This is a genomic window from Devosia sp. Soil_C_22 (assembly GCF_057657195.1).
In genome coordinates, this window is sequence record NZ_JBDGIY010000002.1 from 289,334 (window position 1) to 311,211 (window position 21,878).

General features: G+C 65.7%; 21 protein-coding genes. 9 read left to right on the forward strand and 12 right to left on the reverse strand.

The features are described from left to right. The first annotated feature begins 70 nt into the window (after window positions 1–70). Genes rsmG through AC3A6I_RS18520 form a run of 3 tightly spaced genes read left to right on the forward strand, consistent with a single transcriptional unit; the run spans window position 71 to window position 2,406 of the window. Window positions 71–697, forward strand: a complete 627-nt coding sequence (gene rsmG / locus AC3A6I_RS18510) for a 16S rRNA (guanine(527)-N(7))-methyltransferase RsmG (protein ID WP_487545339.1) — start codon at window positions 71–73, stop codon at window positions 695–697. Between the two features lie 27 nt (window positions 698–724). Continuing rightward, on the forward strand, window positions 725–1,525 hold the full coding sequence (locus AC3A6I_RS18515) for a ParA family protein (protein WP_487545340.1): 801 nt from the start codon (window positions 725–727) through the stop codon (window positions 1,523–1,525). Window positions 1,526–1,536: 11 nt separating this feature from the next. After that, window positions 1,537–2,406: a ParB/RepB/Spo0J family partition protein gene (locus AC3A6I_RS18520; protein WP_487545341.1), complete on the forward strand. Its 870-nt coding sequence runs from the start codon at window positions 1,537–1,539 to the stop codon at window positions 2,404–2,406. A gap of 322 nt (window positions 2,407–2,728) precedes the next feature. Here the strand turns inward: AC3A6I_RS18520 and holA are convergent, their stop codons facing one another. The 3 genes from holA to leuS are packed head-to-tail and all read right to left on the reverse strand — an operon-like array spanning window position 2,729 to window position 6,862. Next, the gene (gene holA, locus AC3A6I_RS18525; protein ID WP_487545342.1) at window positions 2,729–3,748 is read right to left on the reverse strand and encodes a DNA polymerase III subunit delta; all 1,020 of its coding nucleotides are present in this window, start codon (window positions 3,746–3,748) and stop codon (window positions 2,729–2,731) included. Then, the gene (lptE, locus tag AC3A6I_RS18530) at window positions 3,748–4,224 is read right to left on the reverse strand and encodes an LPS assembly lipoprotein LptE (protein ID WP_487545343.1); all 477 of its coding nucleotides are present in this window, start codon (window positions 4,222–4,224) and stop codon (window positions 3,748–3,750) included. The genes holA and lptE overlap by 1 nt, the downstream gene beginning before the upstream one ends. A gap of 22 nt (window positions 4,225–4,246) precedes the next feature. Next, window positions 4,247–6,862, reverse strand: coding sequence for a leucine--tRNA ligase (leuS, locus tag AC3A6I_RS18535; RefSeq protein ID WP_487545344.1), 2,616 nt, complete (start codon window positions 6,860–6,862; stop codon window positions 4,247–4,249). A gap of 113 nt (window positions 6,863–6,975) precedes the next feature. Here leuS and AC3A6I_RS18540 point away from each other — a divergent pair, with 113 nt between their 5' ends. The 3 genes from AC3A6I_RS18540 (at window position 6,976) to AC3A6I_RS18550 (ending at window position 9,345) form a co-directional block, all read left to right on the forward strand. Beyond that, complete coding sequence (locus tag AC3A6I_RS18540; RefSeq protein ID WP_487545345.1) at window positions 6,976–7,647, forward strand: YggS family pyridoxal phosphate-dependent enzyme; 672 nt, start codon at window positions 6,976–6,978, stop codon at window positions 7,645–7,647. Window positions 7,648–8,001: 354 nt separating this feature from the next. Then, window positions 8,002–8,685 (forward strand): response regulator transcription factor, encoded by a 684-nt coding sequence (locus tag AC3A6I_RS18545; protein WP_487545346.1) that lies wholly within the window; start codon window positions 8,002–8,004, stop codon window positions 8,683–8,685. Window positions 8,686–8,811: 126 nt separating this feature from the next. Then, on the forward strand, window positions 8,812–9,345 hold the full coding sequence (locus AC3A6I_RS18550; RefSeq protein ID WP_487545347.1) for a cyclic nucleotide-binding domain-containing protein: 534 nt from the start codon (window positions 8,812–8,814) through the stop codon (window positions 9,343–9,345). A gap of 273 nt (window positions 9,346–9,618) precedes the next feature. Here the strand turns inward: AC3A6I_RS18550 and AC3A6I_RS18555 are convergent, their stop codons facing one another. The 6 genes from AC3A6I_RS18555 to AC3A6I_RS18580 all read right to left on the reverse strand — a co-directional run bounded on the left by AC3A6I_RS18555 (window position 9,619) and on the right by AC3A6I_RS18580 (window position 15,740). Beyond that, entirely contained in the window at window positions 9,619–10,005 is a 387-nt protein-coding gene (locus AC3A6I_RS18555) for a RidA family protein (RefSeq protein ID WP_487545348.1), read from the reverse strand. Between the two features lie 21 nt (window positions 10,006–10,026). Then, window positions 10,027–10,833 (reverse strand): exodeoxyribonuclease III, encoded by an 807-nt coding sequence (gene xth, locus AC3A6I_RS18560; protein WP_487545349.1) that lies wholly within the window; start codon window positions 10,831–10,833, stop codon window positions 10,027–10,029. 95 nt (window positions 10,834–10,928) lie between these two features. Continuing rightward, on the reverse strand, window positions 10,929–11,558 hold the full coding sequence (locus AC3A6I_RS18565; protein ID WP_487545350.1) for a LolA family protein: 630 nt from the start codon (window positions 11,556–11,558) through the stop codon (window positions 10,929–10,931). Window positions 11,559–11,819: 261 nt separating this feature from the next. After that, complete coding sequence (locus AC3A6I_RS18570) at window positions 11,820–12,155, reverse strand: ArsR/SmtB family transcription factor (protein WP_487545351.1); 336 nt, start codon at window positions 12,153–12,155, stop codon at window positions 11,820–11,822. Further along, window positions 12,155–12,799 (reverse strand): SRPBCC family protein, encoded by a 645-nt coding sequence (locus AC3A6I_RS18575; RefSeq protein WP_487545352.1) that lies wholly within the window; start codon window positions 12,797–12,799, stop codon window positions 12,155–12,157. The genes AC3A6I_RS18570 and AC3A6I_RS18575 overlap by 1 nt, the downstream gene beginning before the upstream one ends. 274 nt (window positions 12,800–13,073) lie before the next feature. Continuing rightward, window positions 13,074–15,740: a DNA translocase FtsK gene (locus tag AC3A6I_RS18580; protein WP_487545353.1), complete on the reverse strand. Its 2,667-nt coding sequence runs from the start codon at window positions 15,738–15,740 to the stop codon at window positions 13,074–13,076. Between the two features lie 176 nt (window positions 15,741–15,916). On the opposite strand from AC3A6I_RS18580, the gene dinB reads away from it, so the two are divergent. Continuing rightward, window positions 15,917–17,155: a DNA polymerase IV gene (gene dinB, locus AC3A6I_RS18585; RefSeq protein ID WP_487545354.1), complete on the forward strand. Its 1,239-nt coding sequence runs from the start codon at window positions 15,917–15,919 to the stop codon at window positions 17,153–17,155. 1,026 nt (window positions 17,156–18,181) lie between these two features. Then, the gene (locus AC3A6I_RS18590) at window positions 18,182–19,672 is read left to right on the forward strand and encodes an MDR family MFS transporter (RefSeq protein WP_487545355.1); all 1,491 of its coding nucleotides are present in this window, start codon (window positions 18,182–18,184) and stop codon (window positions 19,670–19,672) included. A 210-nt stretch (window positions 19,673–19,882) separates the two neighbouring features. Here the strand turns inward: AC3A6I_RS18590 and ppa are convergent, their stop codons facing one another. After that, window positions 19,883–20,416 (reverse strand): inorganic diphosphatase, encoded by a 534-nt coding sequence (gene ppa, locus AC3A6I_RS18595; RefSeq protein ID WP_487545356.1) that lies wholly within the window; start codon window positions 20,414–20,416, stop codon window positions 19,883–19,885. 120 nt (window positions 20,417–20,536) lie between these two features. Here ppa and AC3A6I_RS18600 point away from each other — a divergent pair, with 120 nt between their 5' ends. Continuing rightward, window positions 20,537–21,127: a hypothetical protein gene (locus AC3A6I_RS18600; protein ID WP_487545357.1), complete on the forward strand. Its 591-nt coding sequence runs from the start codon at window positions 20,537–20,539 to the stop codon at window positions 21,125–21,127. Here the strand turns inward: AC3A6I_RS18600 and AC3A6I_RS18605 are convergent. Continuing rightward, the gene (locus tag AC3A6I_RS18605) at window positions 21,098–21,415 is read right to left on the reverse strand and encodes a heavy metal-binding domain-containing protein (protein ID WP_487545682.1); all 318 of its coding nucleotides are present in this window, start codon (window positions 21,413–21,415) and stop codon (window positions 21,098–21,100) included. The two genes, AC3A6I_RS18600 and AC3A6I_RS18605, sit on opposite strands and share 30 nt — an antisense overlap. A 2-nt stretch (window positions 21,416–21,417) precedes the next feature. Then, on the reverse strand, window positions 21,418–21,849 hold the full coding sequence (locus AC3A6I_RS18610) for a tellurite resistance TerB family protein (protein WP_487545358.1): 432 nt from the start codon (window positions 21,847–21,849) through the stop codon (window positions 21,418–21,420). Between the last annotated feature and the right edge of the window lie 29 nt (window positions 21,850–21,878).

The window sequence follows — 21,878 nt, forward strand, 5'->3', positions numbered from 1 at the left end:
GGTGTCATTCCCGCGAAAGCGGGAATCTAGTTGGCGGCACCACTGGATCCGGGGATGCCACGGAGTAGAAATGCCGCAATCGAGCTTCGTACACCACTTCGTGCGCCCGAAGGCGGAAGTGCAGCGCGATTTGGAATCATTTGCTGCGCTGCTGCGGAAATGGAACGCGGTGCAGAATCTGGTTTCACGTGAAACAGTGGAGCGGCTGTGGGAGCGGCACATCGTCGACTCGCTCCAGATTCTGCCGCTGGTTCGCCGCCAGGATGAACGGATTCTGGACATCGGTTCAGGCGGCGGCTTGCCGGCCATTCCCCTGGCGATTGCGCTCAAAGGTCAGGCTAGCGTTCAACTGGTCGAGCCGGTCACCAAGAAGGTCGCTTTCCTGCGCCAGGCGATCCGCGAGCTGGAACTGCCGGCCGAGGTGTTCGCCGGCCGCAGTACCGAGTTTGATTCACGTGAAACAGAGTGGAACATGATCACCTCGCGCGCGCTTGCGGCGCTGCCGGATCTGCTCGGACTTATCCACCCCTTCTTCAGCTCCGAAACCCGCGCAATCCTGCACAAAGGCCGGGATCACGCGGCCGAGTTGCAGGAAAGCCGTTTGGCTTGGGACTTCGACGTGTTAATACATGCAAGCGTCACCGATGACGCCGGCGTGCTGCTCGAGATCAGAAATTTACGTCGCAAAACCAATTAGTTGGCGGAAACGCTCGGAGTTCGTCCCTTGGCTCCTCGAATCCTGACCCTGGCCAATCAGAAGGGCGGCGTGGGTAAAACCACCACCGCCATTAACCTTGCCACGGCCTTGGCGGCCATTGGCGAGCGCGTGCTGATCGTCGACCTCGACCCGCAGGGCAATGCCTCAACCGGGCTGGGCATCACCCGCACCGGCCGTGACGTTTCCAGCTACGACCTGATGGTTGGCGAGGCCCGCATCGCCGAAGCCGCCGTGCTGACCAGCGTGCCCAATGTCGCGATCGTCCCGTCTACGCTCGACCTGCTCGGGCTCGAGCTGACCATTGCGCAGCAGGCCGACCGCGCCTTCCGGCTGCGCGATGCCTTCAAGCTGATCAACGAGCTGGTGATCGACGGCAAGCCGATCAGCTACGTGCTGATCGATTGCCCGCCCTCGCTCAACCTGTTGACTATCAACGCCCTGGTCGCGGCGGACGCCGTGCTGGTGCCGCTGCAGTGCGAGTTCTTCGCCCTCGAAGGCCTGAGCCAGCTGCTCAAGACGATCGAGCAGATCCGATCGACCCTGAACCCGCGCCTGATCGTCCAGGGCGTGGTGATGACCATGTTCGACCGCCGCAACAATTTGAGCGAGCAGGTGATCGCCGACGTGCGGGCGGAAATGGGGCCGCTGGTCTACGACACGGTGATACCGCGCAATGTTCGCTTGGCGGAGGCGCCGTCCTATGGCAAGCCGGCTTTGCTGTACGACCTGAAGAGTGCGGGGAGCCAGGCTTACCTCCGGCTCGCCACTGAAGTGATCCGCCGCGAGCGCCAGCTCGTGGCTGCATGAGGATCTAGACGATGAACGAGAAACCCTCCCGTCTCGGCCGCGGCCTCGCGGCGCTGATCGGCGACATGGCGACCATGGAAGGCGCCGCCCGCCTCGCCGATAGCGGCAGCGGCAAGCGCCTGCCGGTCGATTTCCTCATTGCCAACCGCGCCAACCCGCGCCGTGAGTTCGATGCCGAGCAACTCGAGGAACTGACCAATTCGGTGCGCGAGAAGGGCGTCATGCAGCCTTTGCTGGTCCGCCCGACCAACGATCCGAACCAGTTCGAGATCATCGCCGGCGAGCGCCGTTGGCGCGCCGCGCAGCGTGCCGGGCTCAACGACGTGCCCGTCATCGTGCGCGATGTCGACGACAAGGAAGCGCTCGAACTCGCCATTATCGAGAACGTGCAACGCGTCGATCTCAATCCGCTCGAAGAAGCAATGGGTTACGGCCAGCTGATCGAGCAGTTCGACTACACGCAGAACGACCTGGCGCAGGTCATTGGCAAATCGCGCTCGCACGTCGCCAACACGCTGCGCCTGCTCAAGCTCCCCGACGATGTCCGTGGCATGCTTTCGCGCGGCGAACTCACCGCCGGCCACGCCCGCACGCTGATCACCGCCGACGATCCTTCCGCGCTCGCCAAGCGTATCGCCGGGGGTGGGCTATCGGTGCGTGAAGCCGAGGAGCTGACCCAGCGCGAGCTCGGCGCCGCCCCGAAGCGCAAGGGCTTCCCGGCCTCCAAGGATCCCGACACCGCCGCGCTCGAAAAGCGCCTCTCCGACGTCCTCGGGCTCCACGTGTCGATCGACCACAAAGAGCAGGGCGGCCGGCTGGAGATCCGGTACCGCACGCTCGAGCAGCTCGACGGCATCTGCGTGAAGCTGGCCGGCGGCTAAGGCGCTACCGCTTCGAGGCGGGATACCGGCTGGATCTCACACCCTCAACAGGGTCACCGCGGCGTAGGCCGGGGCCAATCCTGAGATGTTTCGACCACTTCGTGACTGGTGCGTCGACCTCAGGATGGATTCCGGCCTATGCCGAAATGACACCCAGTTTGTGGAACGGCTCGCTGATCATGGCCGAGGGCGCCATTGGCCCGCGGAGGACAATGCCCGGCGTTTGCTCGTTCATCCGCCCTCAATGACCGGTTCAGAATCGGCCGCTCATCAGGTCAGGCCCACTGACCCGTAGCGGCGATGTTTCACATGAAACAGCGCGCTAACGCTCTGCCGCCATTGAGCAAATCGCCAGTAGAGCGCGATGGCCGACGACTTCTTGCAGCGCGTAGCGTTTGCGGCTGTCCGCGACCGCCAATTGCAGCCGCTCCAACGCGGCCGCCAGCGCGTCATCAGTCCACAGACGCAGTTGCCGCTCCAGCGACGAGCGGCGCGAGAAGTGCGGCTTCGGCCGTGACGAATCGAGCACACCGCCGGGCGACTGGCCGGCATCCACGGCCGTGCGCCACCGCCGCAATGTGGCGAAGTGGTTGAGAAGGCTCGCTAAAATCTGCTGGGCGTTGACGCTCTGCGCGGTCGCGCGCTCCAGCGCGACATCCATCTCCGCAGCGTGCCCGGTGGCCGCTGCGTCGATGATCTCATCGATCACCAGCGCGCTATTGTCGGCGCAGAGCAGCAAGATATCTTCGCGCGTCAGGACTTTGCTATCCTGCGCATAAAGCTCGAGCTTCTCCAGCTCGCGCCGCGTTACCTCGCGATCGTTGCCGAGCGAATCGCGCAAGGCGGCGATGGCATCCTGGTCGGCGCGGATGCCGGCCTTGTTGAAGCTGTCGGCGATCAGCCGGGTCAGCGATTCGTCGCTGTCCGCATAGCAGGGCAGGGCGCGACCCAGCTTTGCTGCTTCGACCAGAGCGCGCAGCGGATCGCGCGGCGCCAGATTGCCGGCCTCGAGGATGATGGCGGCGCCCGGATCGTCGCGCAGCTCGGTGAGCGCCATCACCAGCGACTTGCCCGCCCCGCGCACGCGGATGACCCGGCGGTCGCCGAACAGCGAGGTGGTCTTGGCCTCGACGGCGAGCCGGCTCGGGTCGGCGTCGAGCTCGGCGCCATCGAGCACGACGAGGTTCATGCTGTCGGCATCGGCGCCGGCAAAGCGGCGCGCCAGCCGCTGTCCCGTCTCCCGGACAAGCCCGGAATCCGGGCCATAGGCGAGGAAAATGCCGGTGTCGATATCGGGACGATCGAGGAAGCGGCCGACCTCGTGCGCCTTGAGCGCCGTCATCAGTTGACGGTCTGGCTCAGCGCGCCGAGCAGGGTGAGTCGGATGGTTTCGGCCAGCGAGCGAGCGGCGCGCTGATAGGCCTCGTTCTGGGCCTCGGAGGAGGCGAGCGCCTGCCGGCTGGTCGAGTAGAGCGCAGCGGCGGAGCGCGTGGTGCTGAGCAGGACCGCGTCATCCGACCCAATCAGCCGTATGGTGGCGCTTACCACGGCCTCATACTGGTCAGATGGCCGCGACACCGCGGACCGGGTGAGGTCGCGTGCCGAACTGGACGTCGTGATGACGACGCGCGGGCTCGACGGATCGGAGCTCTTGCCGAGGCGCAGCGCCAGGTCCTGATAGATGATCTGCTCGAGCCGGTTGCGCGGCTCCTCGTAGCGTAGCGCGACGCGCTCGGTGCCAAGCCCGCGCTCGCCGTAGACCGGAGTCAGCCCGGAGCAGCCGGCGAGCACAGTCGCGCCGAGAAGTCCCAGCGCCATCAAGGCGTTACGCAGAACGGGCCTAGGCGACCACATTGACGATCCTGTCCGGAACGATGACCACCTTCTTGGGCGGCTTGCCGTCCAACATGCGGGCAACCGCTTCGAGTGACAAGGCCTCTTTCTCGACCAGCGCGTTGGGCGAACCCTTGGGCACGGTGATCTCGCCGCGGCGCTTGCCGTTGACCTGCACCGGGATCACCAGGGTGTCGTCGACCAGCAGCGCGGGGTCGGATTCAGGCCAGGCCGCGTCGATCACCATGCCCGGCTGCCCCAGGGCCGACCAGGCCGTTTCGGCGAGGTGGGGCATCATCGGGGCCACCAGCTGGACCAGCACGCCTACGCCCTCGCGGGCAACGGCGGCGCGTGAGGCGGTCGCGGTTCCGCCAGCGACGAATTTCGCCAGCGCGTTGGTCAGCTCGTAGATCTGGGCCACGGCGCGGTTGAAGCGCAGGCCCTCGATCTCCTCGCCCACCTGGGCGGCGGCGCGGTGGATCACCTTGCGCAGCGCCAGCACCTCGGGATCGGCGATGATGCCATCCGTCGGCGATGCCTTCTCGGCCGCCTCCAGTACGTCGCCGACCAGCTTCCACACGCGCTGCAGGAAACGGCTGGCGCCTTCGATGCCGGCCTCGGTCCACTGCACGTCGCGCTCGGGCGGGGAGTCGGACAGCATGAACCAGCGGGCGGTGTCGGCACCGTAGGTCTTGACGATCTCGTCGGGGTCCACAACGTTCTTCTTGGACTTCGACATCTTCTCGATGGCGCCGATCTCGACCGGAGCGCCGCTCTTGGCGTGCCTGGCGGTGCGGACATCCATGCCGGTGACCACCACATCGGCCGGCGACAGCCACTCGCCGCTCGCGTCCTTGTAGGTCTCGTGGACCACCATGCCCTGGGTGAACAGACCCTTGAACGGCTCGTCGAGGTTCAGGTGGCCGGTCTTCTTCATCGCGCGGGTGAAGAAGCGCGAGTAGAGCAGATGCAGGATCGCGTGCTCGACGCCGCCGATATACTGGTCGACCGGCAGCCACTTGTTCGCGGTGGCCGGCACGGTGGGCATATCCGCATCCGGGTCGGTAAAGCGCACGAAATACCACGAGCTGTCGACGAACGTGTCCATCGTGTCGGTTTCGCGCGTCGCCGCACCGCCGCAGTTGGGGCAGGCGACGTGCTTCCAGGTCGGATGGTGGTCGAGCGGGTTGCCGGGGCGATCGAAGGTGACGTCCTCGGGCAGCACCACCGGCAGATCCTTATCGGGAACCGGCACCGTGCCGCACTTCTCGCAGTGGATCACCGGGATCGGGCAGCCCCAGTAGCGCTGGCGCGACACGCCCCAGTCGCGCAGGCGATAATTCACCTCCACGGTGCCCTGCTGACGGTTGCCGACGGCGCGGGCGCCAAAATACTCGGCGATCTTCTTTTTGGCCGCGTCAACCTCGAGTCCATCGAGGAACTCGGAGTGGAATATCCGCCCCGGGCCGGTATAGGCCTCTGCATCGACCTCGAAGCTCTCGGGATCGGCGCCTTCGGGCAGCACCACCGGCACCACCGGGAGGCCGTAGCGGCGGGCGAAATCGAGGTCGCGCTGGTCATGCGCGGGGCAGCCGAAAATGGCGCCGGCCCCGTATTCCATCAGCACGAAGTTGGCGACGTAGACGGGCAGCGTGGCGCCCGGCTTCACCGGATGCTTCACGTGCAACCCGGTGAAAACGCCGAGCTTTTCGGCCTTGTCCAGCGTCTCGGTGGCGGTGCCCTGGCGGTGCGTCTCGGCGATGAAGGCGGCAATATCGGGCCGGTCCGCCACGGCCTTGGCCAGCGGATGGTCAGCGGAAATGGCGATGAAGCTCGCGCCGAAGATGGTGTCCGGCCGGGTGGTGAACACCTCGATCGAGGCGAAATCGCCGAATTCCTCGGTCAGCTCGAACAGCAGCCGCATGCCTTCGGACTTGCCGATCCAGTTGTGCTGCATCAGGCGGACCTTGTCGGGCCACTGGTCCAGTCCGTCCAGCGCTGACAGCAGATCTTCGGCGTAGTCCGAAACCTTGAAGGCCCACTGGTTCAGCTCGCGCTGCTCGACAACGGCGCCGGAACGCCAGCCGCGGCCATCGACCACCTGCTCGTTGGCGAGCACGGTCATGTCGACGGGGTCCCAGTTCACCTTGGACTTGCGGCGGGCCACCAGGCCCTCGCGCAACATGTCGAGGAACAGCTTCTGCTGCTGGGCATAGTACTCGACGTCGCAGGTCGCGATCTCGCGCGTCCAGTCGAAGGAAAAGCCGATAGATTTCAGCTGCTTCCGCATCGCGTCGATATTGGCGTAGGTCCAGGCCTTGGGGTGGACCTTGTTCTGCATGGCGGCGTTCTCGGCCGGCAGGCCGAAGGCATCCCAGCCCATGGGGTGCAGCACGTTGAAGCCGCGCGCCCGCTTGTAGCGCGCCAGCACGTCGCCCATGGTGTAGTTGCGCACGTGCCCCATATGGATGCGGCCGGACGGATACGGGAACATCTCGAGCACGTAGTAAGGCTCGCGCGCGTCGTCGTCCTTGACGACGAAGGTCTCGGCCTCGTCCCAGGCCTTTTGCCAGCGTGGCTCTTCGACACGCGGGTTGTAGCGCTCGCTCGTTCTACCAGTCACTTCGATTGCGTCCCTGAAAGTCCCGGATTGGATTGGGATTGCGTTGCGTTGCGGGGGGTTTTTGGCTACCGGACCTTCATCAGAATTCCGTTAACCGGTCAACAGAGTGCGCCATGGAGAACGCGGCCGAACGGCTTGAGATCATCCGGCAGCGGATCGAGAAGGCACGACGCCGCTTCGGTGCGCCACCCGAGCGGGTGGAGCTGATCGCGGTCTCCAAGACCTTCGATGGCGCAGCAATCCGGCCGTTTCTTGACGCCGGCCAGCGCGTGTTCGGCGAGAACCGCGTGCAGGAGGCACAGGTCAAGTGGCCCGAGCTGCGGGCGTCCTATGACGGCATAGAACTGCACCTGATCGGTCCGCTGCAGACCAACAAGGCCCGTGACGCGGTGGCGCTGTTCGATGTGATCCAGACCGTCGATCGCGACAAGCTCGCCGGTGTGTTGAAGGCCGAGATGGAGCGGGCAGGGCGCAGGCTGCCGGTTTATGTGCAGGTCAATATCGGGCTCGAGCCGCAGAAGGCCGGAATCCCGCCAGCCGAGGCCGCGGCCTTCGTCGCGCGCTGCCGGCAGGGGCATGGCCTCGATGTCGTGGGGCTGATGTGCATCCCGCCCGACGGTGATCCGCCGGGGCCGTATTTCGCCCATCTCAACGAGCTCGGAAAGGCGGCCGGTGTCGCCAGCCTCTCGATGGGGATGAGTGGCGATTTCGAAACGGCCATCGCCATGGGCGCGACGCATGTGCGTGTCGGCAGCGCGCTGTTCGGCAGCCGACCCCCGGCATAGCCAGTTTGATATGACGGCATAGTTTCTGCTCCGGCCGCCGACGCACCGTCGTGCGACGGGCGAAGAGCTTGGGCAGGGCTTTGCTTCCTGCTGCCATCGGTTGTGGCGCATTGGCACAAGCAAGCGGGGCATAACTCCAAGTCTAGTCGTATCACGCTGGCGCAACGGCAAACATGTCAGCGAGTCGTCAGCCAATTATGGCTAAGGCTAGGCGATTAAGGGCTCGGTACGGTGAAACTCTTGCCTGTCAAATCACGTTCCTGGGCTCGGGACGGTGTCACGCCGTTTTGATTGGCCGGCGCCAAGAGCCTGCCATAACTCAGGAATTCAGAGCCGATGGCTTGGGGTAACAGCATGAATAGACGGCGCATCCTGATCGTGGACGATGATGCCGAGCTGCGGAAGACGCTCAATGAACAGCTCTCGCCCTATCGCGAGTTCGACATCGTCGAGGCGGAATCTGCGGCAGAAGCACTTGGCAAGGTCCGCGGTGCGCATGTCGATCTGATGCTGCTGGATGTCGGCCTGCCCGATATGGACGGCCGCGAGGCGGTGAAGATCCTGAGGCGCGAGGGGTTCAAGAGCCCGATCGTGCTGCTCACCGCGCAGGACAGCGATGCCGACCAGATCCTGGGCCTCGAGTCGGGCGCCAACGACTATGTCACCAAGCCGTTCCGCTTCTCGGTGTTGCTCGCTCGCATCCGCGCGGCGCTGCGCCAGCACGACCAGAGCGAGGATGTGGTCTTCACCATCGGGCCCTACAGCTTCCAGCCGGCGGCCAAACTCCTCGAGTCGGCCGACGGCGCCAAGGTGCGGCTCACCGACAAGGAAACCTCGATCCTCAAGTATCTCTACCGCCAGGGCCCCAAGACCATCACCCGGGAAATCCTGCTCAAGGAAGTGTGGGGCTACAATAACCGCGTCACCACCCACACGCTCGAAACCCACATCTACCGGCTGCGCCAGAAGATCGAGCGCGACCCGTCCAATGCCCGCCTCCTCGTCACCGAGGAAGGGGGCTACAGGCTGGTGCCCTGACGCGCCAGCTGCGCGGCGGGGGCGCGGGTCTCTCCCTTCCCGCGTCCCAGCCGTATCCCTGATTGGTGCATAACCGGCCGGTCCTGACAGGGGGCCGGCGAAATCGATTCTCCCCCGGGCAAAGAAATGCTCTATATCGACGGCCGCGGCACGGAACCGGGCGCGTCTGCGTTCGACCCTGAGACCTCGGCTTCGGAATGGGGCGGGATGCAACTCGACGACGCGGCGACGATCCTGGGACGCGCGGATTTCTTCGAAATCTGTGACGCCGAACAGCGGCGGCTGCTTGCGTTCGCCTCCGAGCGCAAGAAATTCCGGCCGGGCACGGTGATCTACGCCTCCGGCGACGTTCCCGAAGGCGCGCACGTGCTGATCTCGGGCACCGTGTCGAGCACGCCGGAAGGCGGGGAGAACAACCCGTTCCTGATTCACGAGGCCGGCGCGCTGCTCGGCGCCATGGCGCTGGTCATCGCCAAGCCGCGGCCGGTAACGATCAAGGCCATCGACACCGTCGAAACGCTGTTCGTGCCGCGCACCGCGTTCATGAAGCTGCTCAACCAGTCCCCCGGCCTCGCCCAACGCGCCGCCGACCGTATCCGCCGCGACCTCTCGGGCTATCTCGGCGCCATTGAAGGCACGCGCGGGCGGTTCAAGGGCTGAACGCTCTTCCGGTCTACACTGATCCACCCCAGCCACGGTGTCACCCCGGCGAAGGCGGGGGGCCCATCTTGAGATATTTCCATCTTTCGTGGATGTGGCGTCGACCTCAGGATGGATTCCGGCCTGCGCCGGAATGACCCAGTGGGTGTGGGACGCCAACGGCCAACTCTCGGTAGTCATCCGCGGGCTTGCCCCGCGGACCCATGGGAGTTGCGGTCATGTATAGGTGCTCGGGCATGACGGCGCGTTTGGCTAGATATCCGGCCGCGTCGGCTAGCCGATCACCGCCTCCGCTTCGATCTCGACCAGCCAGTCGGGGTCGACGAAGGCGTTCACCTGCATCAGCGTGGTGACCGGACGGATGGTGCCGAACACTTCGGCATGGGCCCGCGCGGCGTCCTTCCACAATCCGATGTCGGTGAGGATGATTCGGGTACGGGTCACGTGCTCGATACCGGCGCCGGCATCGGCGAGGGCCTTGGCGACGATCTCGAGGCAGCGTCTGGTCTGGCCGTAGACGTCGCCGATCGCCGCCGTACCGCCCTCCGCCTTGATCGGCGCGGTGCCGCCGACCACCACGATATTGCCCACCCGCACGGCGCGGGAAAAGCCGATCACCGGTTCAAGATAGGAACCGGAGCTGACGAGCTTGCGGGTCATAACGTGATTCCCCGCACTGATTCACGTGAAGCGGGTGATGACAGGCACGTGGTCGGAGGGCTTGTCGGTCCAGCCGCGGGCCGGGCGGACGATCTCGGCGCCCACGGTGCGGGCAGCGATGTCGGCGGTGGCCCAGATATGGTCGAGCCGACGGCCCTTGTTGGTCGCGTTCCAGTCCTTGGCCCGGTAGCTCCACCACGAGTAGAGCTTCTCCTCGGCCGGGAAATATTTCCGGATCACGTCGACCCAGCCATGCCCGCCTGTAAGCAGGGCGTTCAGCGCCTCGGTTTCGACCGGGGTATGGCTCACCACGTCGAGCAGCTGCTTGTGGCTCCACACGTCATGCTCGAGCGGGGCGATGTTGAAATCGCCGCAGATCAGCTGGCGCTCGCGGAAATGATCCTCGCCGAACCAGGCCTTGAGCTCGGTCAGGAAGCCCAGCTTGTGCTTGAACTTGGGGTTGATCTCCGGATCGGGCTCGTCGCCGCCGGCCGGGATGTAGAAATTGTGCACCGTCATCGGGCCGTGGCCCATGTCGACCAGCGCCGAGACGTGCCGGCTTTCCTCGATCTCGCAGAACACGCGCGAGGAGATGTCGGCGAGCGGGTATTTCGAGACGATGGCGACGCCGTGATAGCCCTTCTGGCCGTGCACCGCCTGGTGCGGGTAGCCGGCAGCGATCAGCTCCTTTCTCGGGAACTGCTCGTTGAGGCACTTGATCTCCTGCAGGCACAGCACATCGGGCTGGTACTGGCGCAGGAAATCCAGCACCAGCGGCAGCCGGATGCGGACCGAGTTGATGTTCCAGGTGGCTAGCGAAGTGGGCATGTGGGGACGCCGAAAGGGAAATGGCGCCCCTTATGCCGCCGCGAATCGGCAGGCGTAAAGCCGGAAGCGGCGAATCGCTGCCGGCTGACGCCGTCTCAGTTCTTGCGGCTTGGGGCCTTGAAGGTGGCGTCGATGGCGAAGAAGGCCGGCGGAATCTTCACGTCCTTTTCGACGTCGAACAGCGAGAAAGTCAGCTGGTTGCCCGACGGTTCGGTCAGCACCCACTGCTTCAGATCCTTGCTCGCGAGATCGAAGACCAGCGTCACCTGCACGATGCCGGCGGGCGTGTCGTCCTGCAAGGTCAGCGACAGGTAGTCTTCCGACTGGGCGATGGCGACGATATTGGCCTTGAACAGGTCGATCTCGGAATCGAGGAACTGGCGCAGCGGCACCTTGTCCTGCGGATAGGCGTATTGCGTCCGCTCCTTGCGGTCGACGACGTAGAAGCCGCGGCCGACCGAGACGATCTGCTCGGAGCTCGGCGGATTGTAACGGAACAGCACCTTGCCCGGCCGCTCGAGGAAGAAGGTGCCCTCGATGCGCTGGCCCTGCGTGTCGATCTGCAGGAAGCGGCCGACCATGGTCTTGATCGCCGAGTTGTGCTGGCTGATCTCGGTGATCAGCGCGCGCTCGGCATCAGTCAGCCGGCGCGGCTCCTGGGCCTGGGCAAGTCCGGGGAACATGGCGAGGACGGCGGCAAGGGCGAGGAAGCTGCGGCGGAGCATGAGGTTCTGCAATCCGTTGTTCGTTATTGGACGATGCACGTAGCCATCAAATGCGGCAAGAGGTGGAAGCGCCGAACAACGGCCGCAAGGGGCGGAGGTTCAAGTCTCCGTGTCGAATGACGCCGTTGCGTTGGCTATGTGCAATCCAGGCACGGAGTCATTCTCGCGAAGGCGGGAACCTCTGTTTGCCGGTGGTCAGGATAAACCCCAAGACGGAGATTCCCGCTTTCGCGGGAATGACCCGGTGGGGGAGGGGATGCTTTACTCCTTTTGCGCCCGTTCCTTCCTGCCGCGCGCCACTTCGGTGGCCAGCGCCTCGAGCTTGTGGGTCCAGAACACGCGGAAGCGGTCGAGCCATTCGTCGACGTCGCGCATGGGCGTGGTGTCGAGCGTATAGAGCCGGCGCGTCCCCGCTGGGCGGACGGTGGCGAAGCCCGACTCGCGCAGCACCTTCAGATGCTGGCTGACGGCGGCCTGGGTGATGCCGAACTCACGCGCGATCACATCCACCACCTCGCCCGAGGCGTGCTCGCGCTCGGCGAGCAGCTCGAGAATGCGGCGGCGGACGGGATCGCCGAGAACGTCGAAAGCGTGCATCAATGGCCCGAGAGGGTAGCTTCTCCCGAGTAGAACTGGCGCGTCGCCTCGGCCGCGGCAAGGGCATGCTCACTGTTCTCACCTGCCGCGATGGCGGCGGCGCCCCAGCCGTCGCTGGAAGCCCTGACCAGCGACTTGTACTCGGGCGAGCTCTCCCAGCCCGTACCTTCGGCGCGGACATCGTCCGCCGGGCGCTCGAGATGGGCGCCCAGCCCGAGGAAGCCGAGTTCCCAGCCGACGCCGACGGCGCCCGGACCGAAATTGTCCCAGTGCTCGTTGATCGGCGCGATGTGGCGCAGTTCGAGTCGGGTGCCGGTACCCTCCGCAGTGAAATTGATCTCGATCCAGCTGATCGCGCCGGCGAACTCCCAAGTGCCGGCGATGTGCTTGTGCGGCTCGCAGGCGGTGATGGTGCCCGAGGCGTTGTTCTCGACATGGAATCGACCGCCGAGCTGGAGATCGCCTGTGACGGGCGAGAACCAGCGCTTGATCCGGGCCGGCGAGGTGATGGCATCCCACAGGTCGGCGGCATCGGTATCGAACACGCGCGAGGCAATCACGGCCTTCATCGGCTGGCCGTCGCGCTCGAGATTCTCGACGGTCCGGCTCATGGCGCCGAGATGGCGGGCAAGATCGAATGGCATGCTGCGTCCTCCGTTGTATCGGTACGGACTTATATAAGTTACCGCTTATATTGTCCAGCACCGTGCATGTGGCCGCCCCCTCCACCGCCTGCGGCGGTCCCCCTCCCCCGCTGCGCAGGGGAGGATCAGGAGGCGAGATCGTGCCACAGCAAATCCTCCACCGTTTACGGGGGAGGGGGACCAGCGTAGCTGGTGGAGGGGGCGAGCCGCATACACCGGCCCAAACAAAAAGGCCCGCCGAAGCGGGCCCCTCATTCGTCCATCGCGGCCAGCCTCAGTACCCGTCGGCGTTATTCCCCACGAGGATCTCGCGCTTGCCGGCATGGTTGGCGGCGGAGATCACGCCTTCCTTCTCCATGCGCTCGATCAGCGTCGCGGCCTTGTTGTAGCCCACCGCGAGGCGGCGCTGGATATAGGAGGTGGAGACCTTCTTGTCGGTCAGCACCACGTTGACGGCCTTGTCATAGAGCTCGTCGCCCGAACCGCCGAACTCGTCGTCGCCACCGGCCATCCCACCTTCGTCCATCTCGTCCTCGTCGGCGACGATGGCTTCGAGATAGTCCGGCGCGCCCTGCGACTTCAGATGGTTGACGATGGCCTCGACTTCGCCGTCGGCGACGAACGGGCCGTGCAGGCGCCGGATGCGGCCGCCGCCGGCCATGTAGAGCATGTCGCCATTGCCGAGCAGCTGCTCGGCGCCCTGCTCACCGAGGATGGTGCGCGAGTCGATCTTACTCGTCACCATGAACGAGATGCGGGTGGGGAAGTTGGCCTTGATCGTGCCGGTGATCACGTCCACCGACGGGCGCTGCGTGGCGGTGATGACGTGGATGCCGGCGGCGCGGGCCATCTGCGCCAGGCGCTGCACCGAGCCCTCGATTTCCTTGCCGGCGACCATCATCAGGTCGGCCATCTCGTCGATGATGATGACGATGAAGGGCAGCGGCTCGAGGTTGAACTCCTCGCTCTCGTACTGCGCCTCGCCGGTCTCGCGGTCGAAGCCGGTCTGCACCGTGCGGGTGATGACCTCGCCCTTCGCCTTGGCCTCGCCGACGCGCATGTTGAAGCCGTCGATGTTGCGCACACCGATCTTGCTCATCTTGCGGTAGCGATCTTCCATCTCCCGAACCGCCCACTTGAGCGCCACCACGGCCTTGGACGGGTCGGTGACCACCGGGGTCAGCAGATGCGGGATGCCGTCATAGATCGACAGTTCCAGCATCTTGGGGTCGATCATGATCAGCCGGCATTGGTCCGGCGTCATCTGGTAGAGCAGCGACAGGATGAAGGTGTTGATACCCACCGACTTACCCGAGCCGGTGGTGCCGGCGATGAGCAGGTGGGGCATCTTGGCGAGGTCGGCGATGATCGGCTCGCCGCCAATGGTCTTGCCGAGGCAGATCGGGAGCTTGCCCTTCATCTTCTCGAAGTCGGTCGAGGCCAGCATTTCACGCAGGTATACGGTCTCGCGCTGCTCGTTGGGCAGCTCGATGCCGATGGCGTTGCGGCCGGGAACCACGGCCACGCGCACCGAGATCGCGCTCATCGAGCGGGCGATGTCGTCGGCCAGCGAGATGACGCGGCTCGATTTGATGCCGGGCGCCGGCTCGAGCTCGTAGAGCGTCACCACCGGGCCGGGGCGAACGTTGATGATGTCGCCCTTTACGCCGAAATCGGCGAGCACCGATTCGAGCTTGCGGGCCATGGCTTCGAGCCGCTCCGGCGCGTGCTCGGGGCTGGCGCCCTTGTGCTTGGGCGGGGTGAGCAGGCTCAGCGCTGGCAGTTCGAAGCCGGCGGGCTCGTCGAGGAACGAGCCCTGGGCTTCGCGGGCGGCGCGGGAGCCTTGTTGCGGACGCGGCGCGGCGGGGGTGACGCGGGGCGCCGCAGCGGCCTGCCCACCGCGTGCTGCGGGCGGCGCGTGCGGCAGCGGCGCCGAAGTGCGGGCGGCCATGGGCCCACGCAGCGGCGTCTGCATTTCCCAGCGCTGCGGCTCGGCAAAATCGTCATCCGGCTCGTCCGGATAATCGTCGAACGGGGGCTCGTCATGGGCGGCGACGATCGAGCGGCGCTCGACCATGGGCGCGTCGGGCTCGACCGAAGGCACGTTGGGGGCGCGGGCGTGGCCGTTCATGGAGGGCTCGAACGAGCCACGCAGGCTGTCGGCCTCCTTTTCGGCGGCGCGGCGCTCGGCGATGCGGATGCCGGCGCGCTTCAGCGCCGAGCGGGCGGTGAAGCCCCAGTGCACGGCGGCACCCAGGATCACGTCGAACACCGAATCGCGCTCGGGCGTATCGTCGTCTTCGTCCATCGTGGGCGCGGCAGCCGCGGTCTTCGCACCCTTGCCCTTGGCTGCGACCTTGGGCAGGTCGGGCAGCGCAACCTTGCCGAGGCCCATGGCGATCCACAGCAGCGCCAGTGCGGGCGCGGCGATGATGATCGCAAAGAGGATCGCGGTGACTGGCTGCGGCGTCTCGCCGGTCGCCATGGTGGCGAGGTTGGTAAAGCTCTGGCCGATCAGGCCGCCGAGGCCGGTCGGCAGCGGCCAGGTTTCCGGTGCGGCGACGAAGCCGAACAACCCGCAGGCCAGCACGCTGGTGCCGATCCAGGCCGGCACGCGCAACGCCATGCGCGAGGGCATGCGGCGGCGGAACATGGCCCAACCCCACAGCGCCGGCGGCACCAGCAGCACGAGAATGCCGAGACCGAACACCTGGAAGGAGATGTCGGCGATCGCCGCGCCCGGGAAGCCAAGCCAGTTCTTTGCCGGGTTGCCCGAAGCGTAGGAGAAGCTCGGATCGTCGACGGACCAGGTGGCGAGCGACACCAGCACAATCGCGACCAACCCGAGCAGCACTGCGCCCATGACGCGGGCCGGGATCTTGATGGCGATGGCAGGATTTACGTCGCGGCGGGCGTCTTCGATGAGGTGCTGTGCCGGCATCGTCTGGTTACTCTACTAATCAACGCTGACCCGGCGCGCAGACGGCGTGCCGATCCGAACCCCGATCCTAGTGGGGTAGGGTTAATCGGTCGCTAATCGCGTAACGGGCGGCTTGACTCGCGCCAGCAGATGTTCCCTTTATGTTCTCAATGCCACCCTCTGGCGGAGCCACCGGCATGACCGGCGCCACCATCCTCCATGCCGATCTCGATGCCTTTTATGCCTCGGTCGAGCAGCTGCTGAACCCACAGCTGCGCGGCAAACCGATCGCGGTCGGCGGCGGCGTGGTGCTGGCCGCCTCCTACGAGGCGAAGGCGTTCGGGGTGCATGGCGGCATGTCGGGCTGGGCGGCGAAGGAACTCTGTCCCGAGCTGATCTTCACCGGCGGGCATTTCGAGGAGTACCAGCGGCTCGGCGACGCGGCGATGGCGGTGCTCGACGACTATACGCCGCTGGTCGAACGCATCTCGATCGACGAGGCCTTTGCCGATGTCGCTGGCTGCGAACATTTGTTCGGTTCACCCGCGGAGATCGCGCAGACCATTCGGCGGCGCGTGCGCGAAGAATTGGGGCTGCCGATCTCGATCGGGGTGGCGCGCACCAAGCACCTGGCCAAGATCGGTTCACAGGTGGCCAAGCCCGACAACATGGTGGTCATCGACCCGGCCAACGAACTCGCTTTCCTGCACGACCTGCCGGTCAGCCTGATGTGGGGCGTGGGCCCGGTGACCGAAGGCAAGCTCGAGGACGAGGGCATTTTGACCATCGGCCAGCTGGCCGAAAAGAAGGTCGAGTGGGTGCAAGGCTTGCTCGGCCGCGCCACCGGCGAAAAGCTCAGCGCCCTCGCCTGGAACCGCGATCCGCGCGCCATCGTCACCAACCAGCGGGCTCGCTCGGCCGGCGCGCAATCGGCGCTGGGCCGAAAGCCCTTCGCCGAGCGGATCTGGCGCCCGACGCTCCGGCACCTCGCCGACCGCATCGCCTCGCGGCTGCGCGCCAAATCCTGGTTCGGGCACACCATCACGGTGCGGGTGCGGTTTCGCGACATGCGGGCGGTCACACGCTCGATCACCATCGACTCGCCCATGGCGGCGACGGTCAGCCTCGCCGAGATCGCCGAGGAACTGGTGCGCGTCGTCCGCACCGATCACCCTGACGAGCAGACGATCACGCTCCTTGCCATCTCGGTGGCGCAACTCGAGCGCGACCCGCTGGTCCAGCTCGAACTGCCGCTCGGCCTCAGCGACGAGGGCCAGCGCCTCGGTTCCCGCCGCGGCGGCCAACGGCTCGGCGCCGACCGCGCCATGGACCGGGTGCGCGAAAGATTCGGGCGAGAGGCCATTGCCTATGGCGGGCTCGATGCCGAACAACGCGTGCCGGACGCGTTCCGCGGCTTGGCGGAGAAGCCGCTTTAGGTCGGTGTCGCGATGTGCGCTCGAAGCCCTCCCACCCACCGGGTCACCCCGGCGCAGGCCGGGGCCCATCCTGAGGTCTCTCCTTCTAGTGCCTGCCAACCCCCTCTCTGCTGCGACTAACTCGCTACGCTCGTAAGTCTCGCCTCTCCCCCGCCGAGGGGGAGAGGGTGCGTCCCACATGCACCGGCGCGTGCTGTGATCTTCTCCCCCTTGGCGGGGGAGAAAGCGAAAACTTGGGCTTAGCGCAGCTAAGTCCTTAGTTTTCGCAAGAGAGGGGGTCGTGGAGGCCCGGTCCCCCACAATCTTATCCCCGCCCCCTCCACCCCACCTTATCCTCCCCCCACTTCCCCGCGCGGGACGGGTCGCGACGAACGGCTGCGGGGAGGTGGTTGGGTGGGTCGGCAGTCGTGCCGGTTCAGGCCAAAGCTGGAGGGGTTGGCCCGCGCCTGGCACGGGTGCAGCCGCTATCAACGCGCCCGGTCGCTTCGATGCGAAGCGGCCGGGGACCGGAAAGCTGCCGCGCATGGGCAGTGGGAGACCGGGAACGGTGCGATCAACCCTGGTCCACCGCCACCCACCCATCCGGTCCGGTCGCGATGCGGCACGGGAATTGGTCCCCGGGCTCCGACAGCCATACGCCCAAAACCCCGATCGGCCGGCGAGGCGTGCGCCTCGTTCTGTTTTTGCGGACTACCGCGTGGGGCGAACGCCTCGCCGGCCAGCGTCCCACCTGCCGTCATCCTCCGGCGCTCATGGCGGCCGGATGCTTCGGCACGGGCGAAGAAACTTAAGCGTTGACCTAAGCGCCACAAACACTTAATAGATGGCTTAACCAAATAGCCCAGCGGTCCATGTCGAATTCCACCCGCCACGTTCGTCGTGTTGGCAGCCAGAGGAGCTTTCCGTTCCCAATCGCCGCCCGCCCGTCGCAACGACGTCATGCAGAATCAGGTCTGGTCCGCCGGCCCGGATTCGGTCTAAACCACGCCCCCTTTTTGGATTCCCGTTTGTTCGAGGCGACTGCAAATGACAACTGAAGCCATTTCCGATGCGCCCCCCACGATGCTGCATGCTGCGCCCGCCGACCGTTCGGTGGCCGCGCGCAACCGCCTCGTCATCGCGCTGCTGCTCGTTTCGACCTTCGTGGTGTTTCTCAACGAAACCATCATGAGCGTCGCCATTCCGCACCTCATGAGCGATCTCGGCGTCAGCGCCGGTGCGGCGCAGTGGCTCACCACCGCGTTCCTGCTCACCATGGCGGTCGTCATCCCGGTGACCGGTTTCCTGCTGCAGGTCATAAACACGCGGCCGATCTTCATGCTCGCCATGTCGATCTTCAGCCTCGGCACGCTGATCTGCGCCGTCTCGCCCGGCCTCGAGCTGCTGGTCTTCGGTCGCGTCATCCAGGCGGTCGGCACGGCGATCATGATGCCGCTGCTGATGACCACGGTGATGACGCTGGTGCCGCCCGAATCGCGCGGCAAGACCATGGGCAACATCTCGATCGTCATGTCGGTGGCCCCGGCCATCGGCCCGACGATCTCGGGGCTGATCCTCAACTATCTCGACTGGCGCTGGATGTTCATCCTGGTGCTGCCGATCGCGCTCGGCGCCCTGGCGCTCGGCACGGCCCGCATCCAGAACGTCTCCAACCCGCGTCCGGCCCCCCTCGACGTGGTTTCGGTGATCCTCTCGGCCTTCGCCTTCGGCGGCATCGTCTACGGCCTTTCGGCCCTGGGCGAGGGCGCCGGGCATGAGCAGGCAATCCCGGCCTGGCTGCCGATCGTCGTCGGCGTCGTCGCCATGGCGGCGTTTGTCTGGCGGCAGCTGACGCTCCAGCGCGGCGATCGCGCGCTGCTCGACCTGCGCACGCTCACCCACCGCAACTACACGCTGTCGCTGATCACCATGGGCATTGCCATGATGAGCCTGTTCGGCACGGTGATCCTGATCCCCCTCTACACGGTGAACGTGCTCGGGCTCGACACCCTGCAGACCGGCCTGCTGTTGCTGCCCGGCAGCCTCCTGATGGGCCTGCTCGGCCCGATCGTCGGCCGGCTCTACGACCGGTTCGGCACCTTCCCGCTGCTGGTGCCGGGCACGGTGCTGGTCAGCCTCGTGATGTGGGCGCTGACGCTGGTCGACCAGAACACCTCGGTATGGGCGATCCTTGCCGGCCATGTGGTGATCTCGATCGGCCTGGCGCTGACCTTCACGCCGCTGTTCACCGCCTCGCTCAGCTCGCTCCCCATGCAGCTCTATTCGCATGGCAGCGCGATTCTGGGCTCGGTGCAGCAGGTGGCAGGCGCCGCCGGCATCGCCTTGTTCGTGGCGCTGATGACCCTCACCTCGACCGGGCTCGTCGCCCAGGGCGCGGTGCCGGTCGAGGCCACGGTCGGCGGCATCCACGTCGCGTTCCTGTGCGGCGCGATCATCTCGCTGTTCGCCATCGTCGCGGCGCTGTTCGTGCGCAAGCCCCCGGCCAACCCGGAAATGGCGGCGATGGGCGGCCACTGATCGCCACGCTGCTTCACGTGAATCATCGGGCGCCGGGTTCTCCGGCGCCCGTTTCATTTTGGAATGCGGGCAAAAAGAAAGGCGCTCAACCCTTTCGGGGAGCGCCTTTCCGTTGGGTCGGGACAAGGCTGCCGGGAGGGAACAGCGCCCAATCAACCAACCGTTGGCCGATATATGTGACCGGGTCGGTCGTCTTTCAAGGGGCGGGTCTTACTTGGCGTTCTTGGCGCGCTCGATCGAGTCGAGGATCACCTGGCGGGCCTCGGCGACGGTGCCGATCTTTTCGATCTTGGCCCACTTGCCGGGCTCGAGGTCCTTGTAGTGGGTGAAGAAGTGCTTCACCCGCTCGAGCTGGATCGGCTGCATGTCGGAAATGTCGTTGATGCCGTCATACATCTTGGTGAGCTTGCTGACCGGCACGGCGAGGATCTTCTCGTCCGTACCGCCATCGTCTTCCATGAACAGCACGCCGAACGGCCGGCAGCGCACCACGGCGCCGGGCACGAGCGGCCGCGAGTTCATGACGATGACGTCGAGCGGATCGCCGTCGCCGCACAGGGTGTGCGGCACGAAGCCGTAATTGCCCGGGTAACGCATCGGCGTATAGAGGAAGCGATCGACGAACAGCGCGCCCGAGGCCTTGTCGATCTCGTACTTGATCGGCTCGCCGCCCAGCGGCACTTCGATGATCACGTTGAGGTCGTCGGGAGGATTCTTGCCGATCGGGATCGCGTCGATATTCATGGAAGTGCTCTGGGTCGTCGCCTGAGGGGGAGAAGTGCGGGCCCTTTTGCCCATCCCCAGCCATGTTTGCAAGGCATCGGAACGCGTGGGGGCCATGCGAGGCCGAGGAGATTTGCCGGGATGACAGCACGATTGGCCACAAGGATCGCCGGGTTGGCGCTGGTCTGGGCGGCTTCGCCCGCCATCGCGCAGCAGATTGAATCGAGCTTTACCGATCTCGACCTCAACCTCTGCACGGTGATGCAGTCCGACGACTTCGGCTCCACCTGGGCCTGCCCCGGCCTCAAGGGCATGCCGGTAATGGTCAAGGAAGTCGACCGGCGCATGTACCTGTCGTTCGGGCTCGACTCGATGAAGGAGAAGGCGGCCGAGCAGAGCATTCCGGCGCACAACGAACTCGGCCCGGGCATCGAGTGGCGCGTCTCCAACGCCGAAGGCTATTTCAAGCCCTTCGCCGCCATCGTGCCGCTCCTCGCCGAGCCCGAGAGCGGCGAGACCCAACAGCAGGTGGCGGTGGTGATCAAGATCGCGGCCGGCGACACCTGCCACGTCGCCTATATCGATGCGCTGGCCAACGCGGACGCCCCGGAGCTGGCGCGCAAGGCCGCCGACGAGCTGGCTCCGGATTTCGACTGCGTCACGGGGAAGGTCAGTTACCCGGGGACGTTCAAAGCCTGGAGCTTAGAACCGGACGGCAGTGCCGGAGACTGACACCATCAGCATCGAGCCACCCTGGCCGACCACCTCGTAGTCGATATCGACGCCGACCACGGCATCGGCCCCGAGCCGCTCGGCTTCGGCGCGCAGCTCGCGAAACGCCTCGTTGCGGGCATCCCGGAGCGTCGATTCATAGGCGCCGGCGCGGCCGCCGACGATGTCGCGAATGCCGGCGAACAGGTCCTTGAAGATATTGGCGCCTACGATCACCTCGCCGGTGACGACGCCGAGATACTCGCGGATCGGCCGGCCCTCGAGGGTCGGGGTGGTGGAAATCAGGATCATCAGGCCCTCGCCATCTGGGCGCGCAGCACGGTGCGGTCACGCGAGGAGACGCCGATCAGCTCGGCGATGCGCCAGACCATGTTGTCCTCGAGCTCGTGGTTCTTACTGTCGGCGAAGACCACCTGCCACATCATGCGGATGATCTCGACCTTCTCCTTGTCGTCGAGCGAGCTCAGCGCCGAGGTGAAGCGATAGAAGTCGACCGATTCCTGGTCGCGCCGCGTCGCCTCGGACACCAGCTTCTCAACCTCGCCGTCGCTGAGCCCGTAATGGTCCATCAGCGTACCGGCCAGGGCCTGGCGTTCCGCCGCGGTCACGGTGCCATCGATGGCGGCGAGATGGACGAGCAGGGCCGCCACGGCAAGTTTGGGCTCCATGCTGAGCAGGGTCGCATCGGGCCGCTGAAAGATAGAGCGCAAGGCATCAAACATCGGGGGGAGTCCTTGGGAGGCTGTCGCTG

Coding starts and splice junctions, on each gene's coding strand:
- rsmG (WP_487545339.1), top strand. CDS start 71: ATGCCGCAATCGAGCTTCGTACACCACTTCGTGCGCCCGAAGGCGGAA.
- AC3A6I_RS18520 (WP_487545341.1), top strand. CDS start 1,537: ATGAACGAGAAACCCTCCCGTCTCGGCCGCGGCCTCGCGGCGCTGATC.
- holA (WP_487545342.1), bottom strand. CDS start 3,748: ATGACGGCGCTCAAGGCGCACGAGGTCGGCCGCTTCCTCGATCGTCCC.
- lptE (WP_487545343.1), bottom strand. CDS start 4,224: ATGGCGCTGGGACTTCTCGGCGCGACTGTGCTCGCCGGCTGCTCCGGG.
- AC3A6I_RS18540 (WP_487545345.1), top strand. CDS start 6,976: ATGGAGAACGCGGCCGAACGGCTTGAGATCATCCGGCAGCGGATCGAG.
- AC3A6I_RS18545 (WP_487545346.1), top strand. CDS start 8,002: ATGAATAGACGGCGCATCCTGATCGTGGACGATGATGCCGAGCTGCGG.
- AC3A6I_RS18550 (WP_487545347.1), top strand. CDS start 8,812: ATGCTCTATATCGACGGCCGCGGCACGGAACCGGGCGCGTCTGCGTTC.
- AC3A6I_RS18555 (WP_487545348.1), bottom strand. CDS start 10,005: ATGACCCGCAAGCTCGTCAGCTCCGGTTCCTATCTTGAACCGGTGATC.
- xth (WP_487545349.1), bottom strand. CDS start 10,833: ATGCCCACTTCGCTAGCCACCTGGAACATCAACTCGGTCCGCATCCGG.
- AC3A6I_RS18565 (WP_487545350.1), bottom strand. CDS start 11,558: ATGCTCCGCCGCAGCTTCCTCGCCCTTGCCGCCGTCCTCGCCATGTTC.
- AC3A6I_RS18570 (WP_487545351.1), bottom strand. CDS start 12,155: ATGCACGCTTTCGACGTTCTCGGCGATCCCGTCCGCCGCCGCATTCTC.
- AC3A6I_RS18575 (WP_487545352.1), bottom strand. CDS start 12,799: ATGCCATTCGATCTTGCCCGCCATCTCGGCGCCATGAGCCGGACCGTC.
- AC3A6I_RS18580 (WP_487545353.1), bottom strand. CDS start 15,740: ATGCCGGCACAGCACCTCATCGAAGACGCCCGCCGCGACGTAAATCCT.
- dinB (WP_487545354.1), top strand. CDS start 15,917: ATGACCGGCGCCACCATCCTCCATGCCGATCTCGATGCCTTTTATGCC.
- AC3A6I_RS18590 (WP_487545355.1), top strand. CDS start 18,182: ATGACAACTGAAGCCATTTCCGATGCGCCCCCCACGATGCTGCATGCT.
- ppa (WP_487545356.1), bottom strand. CDS start 20,416: ATGAATATCGACGCGATCCCGATCGGCAAGAATCCTCCCGACGACCTC.
- AC3A6I_RS18600 (WP_487545357.1), top strand. CDS start 20,537: ATGACAGCACGATTGGCCACAAGGATCGCCGGGTTGGCGCTGGTCTGG.
- AC3A6I_RS18610 (WP_487545358.1), bottom strand. CDS start 21,849: ATGTTTGATGCCTTGCGCTCTATCTTTCAGCGGCCCGATGCGACCCTG.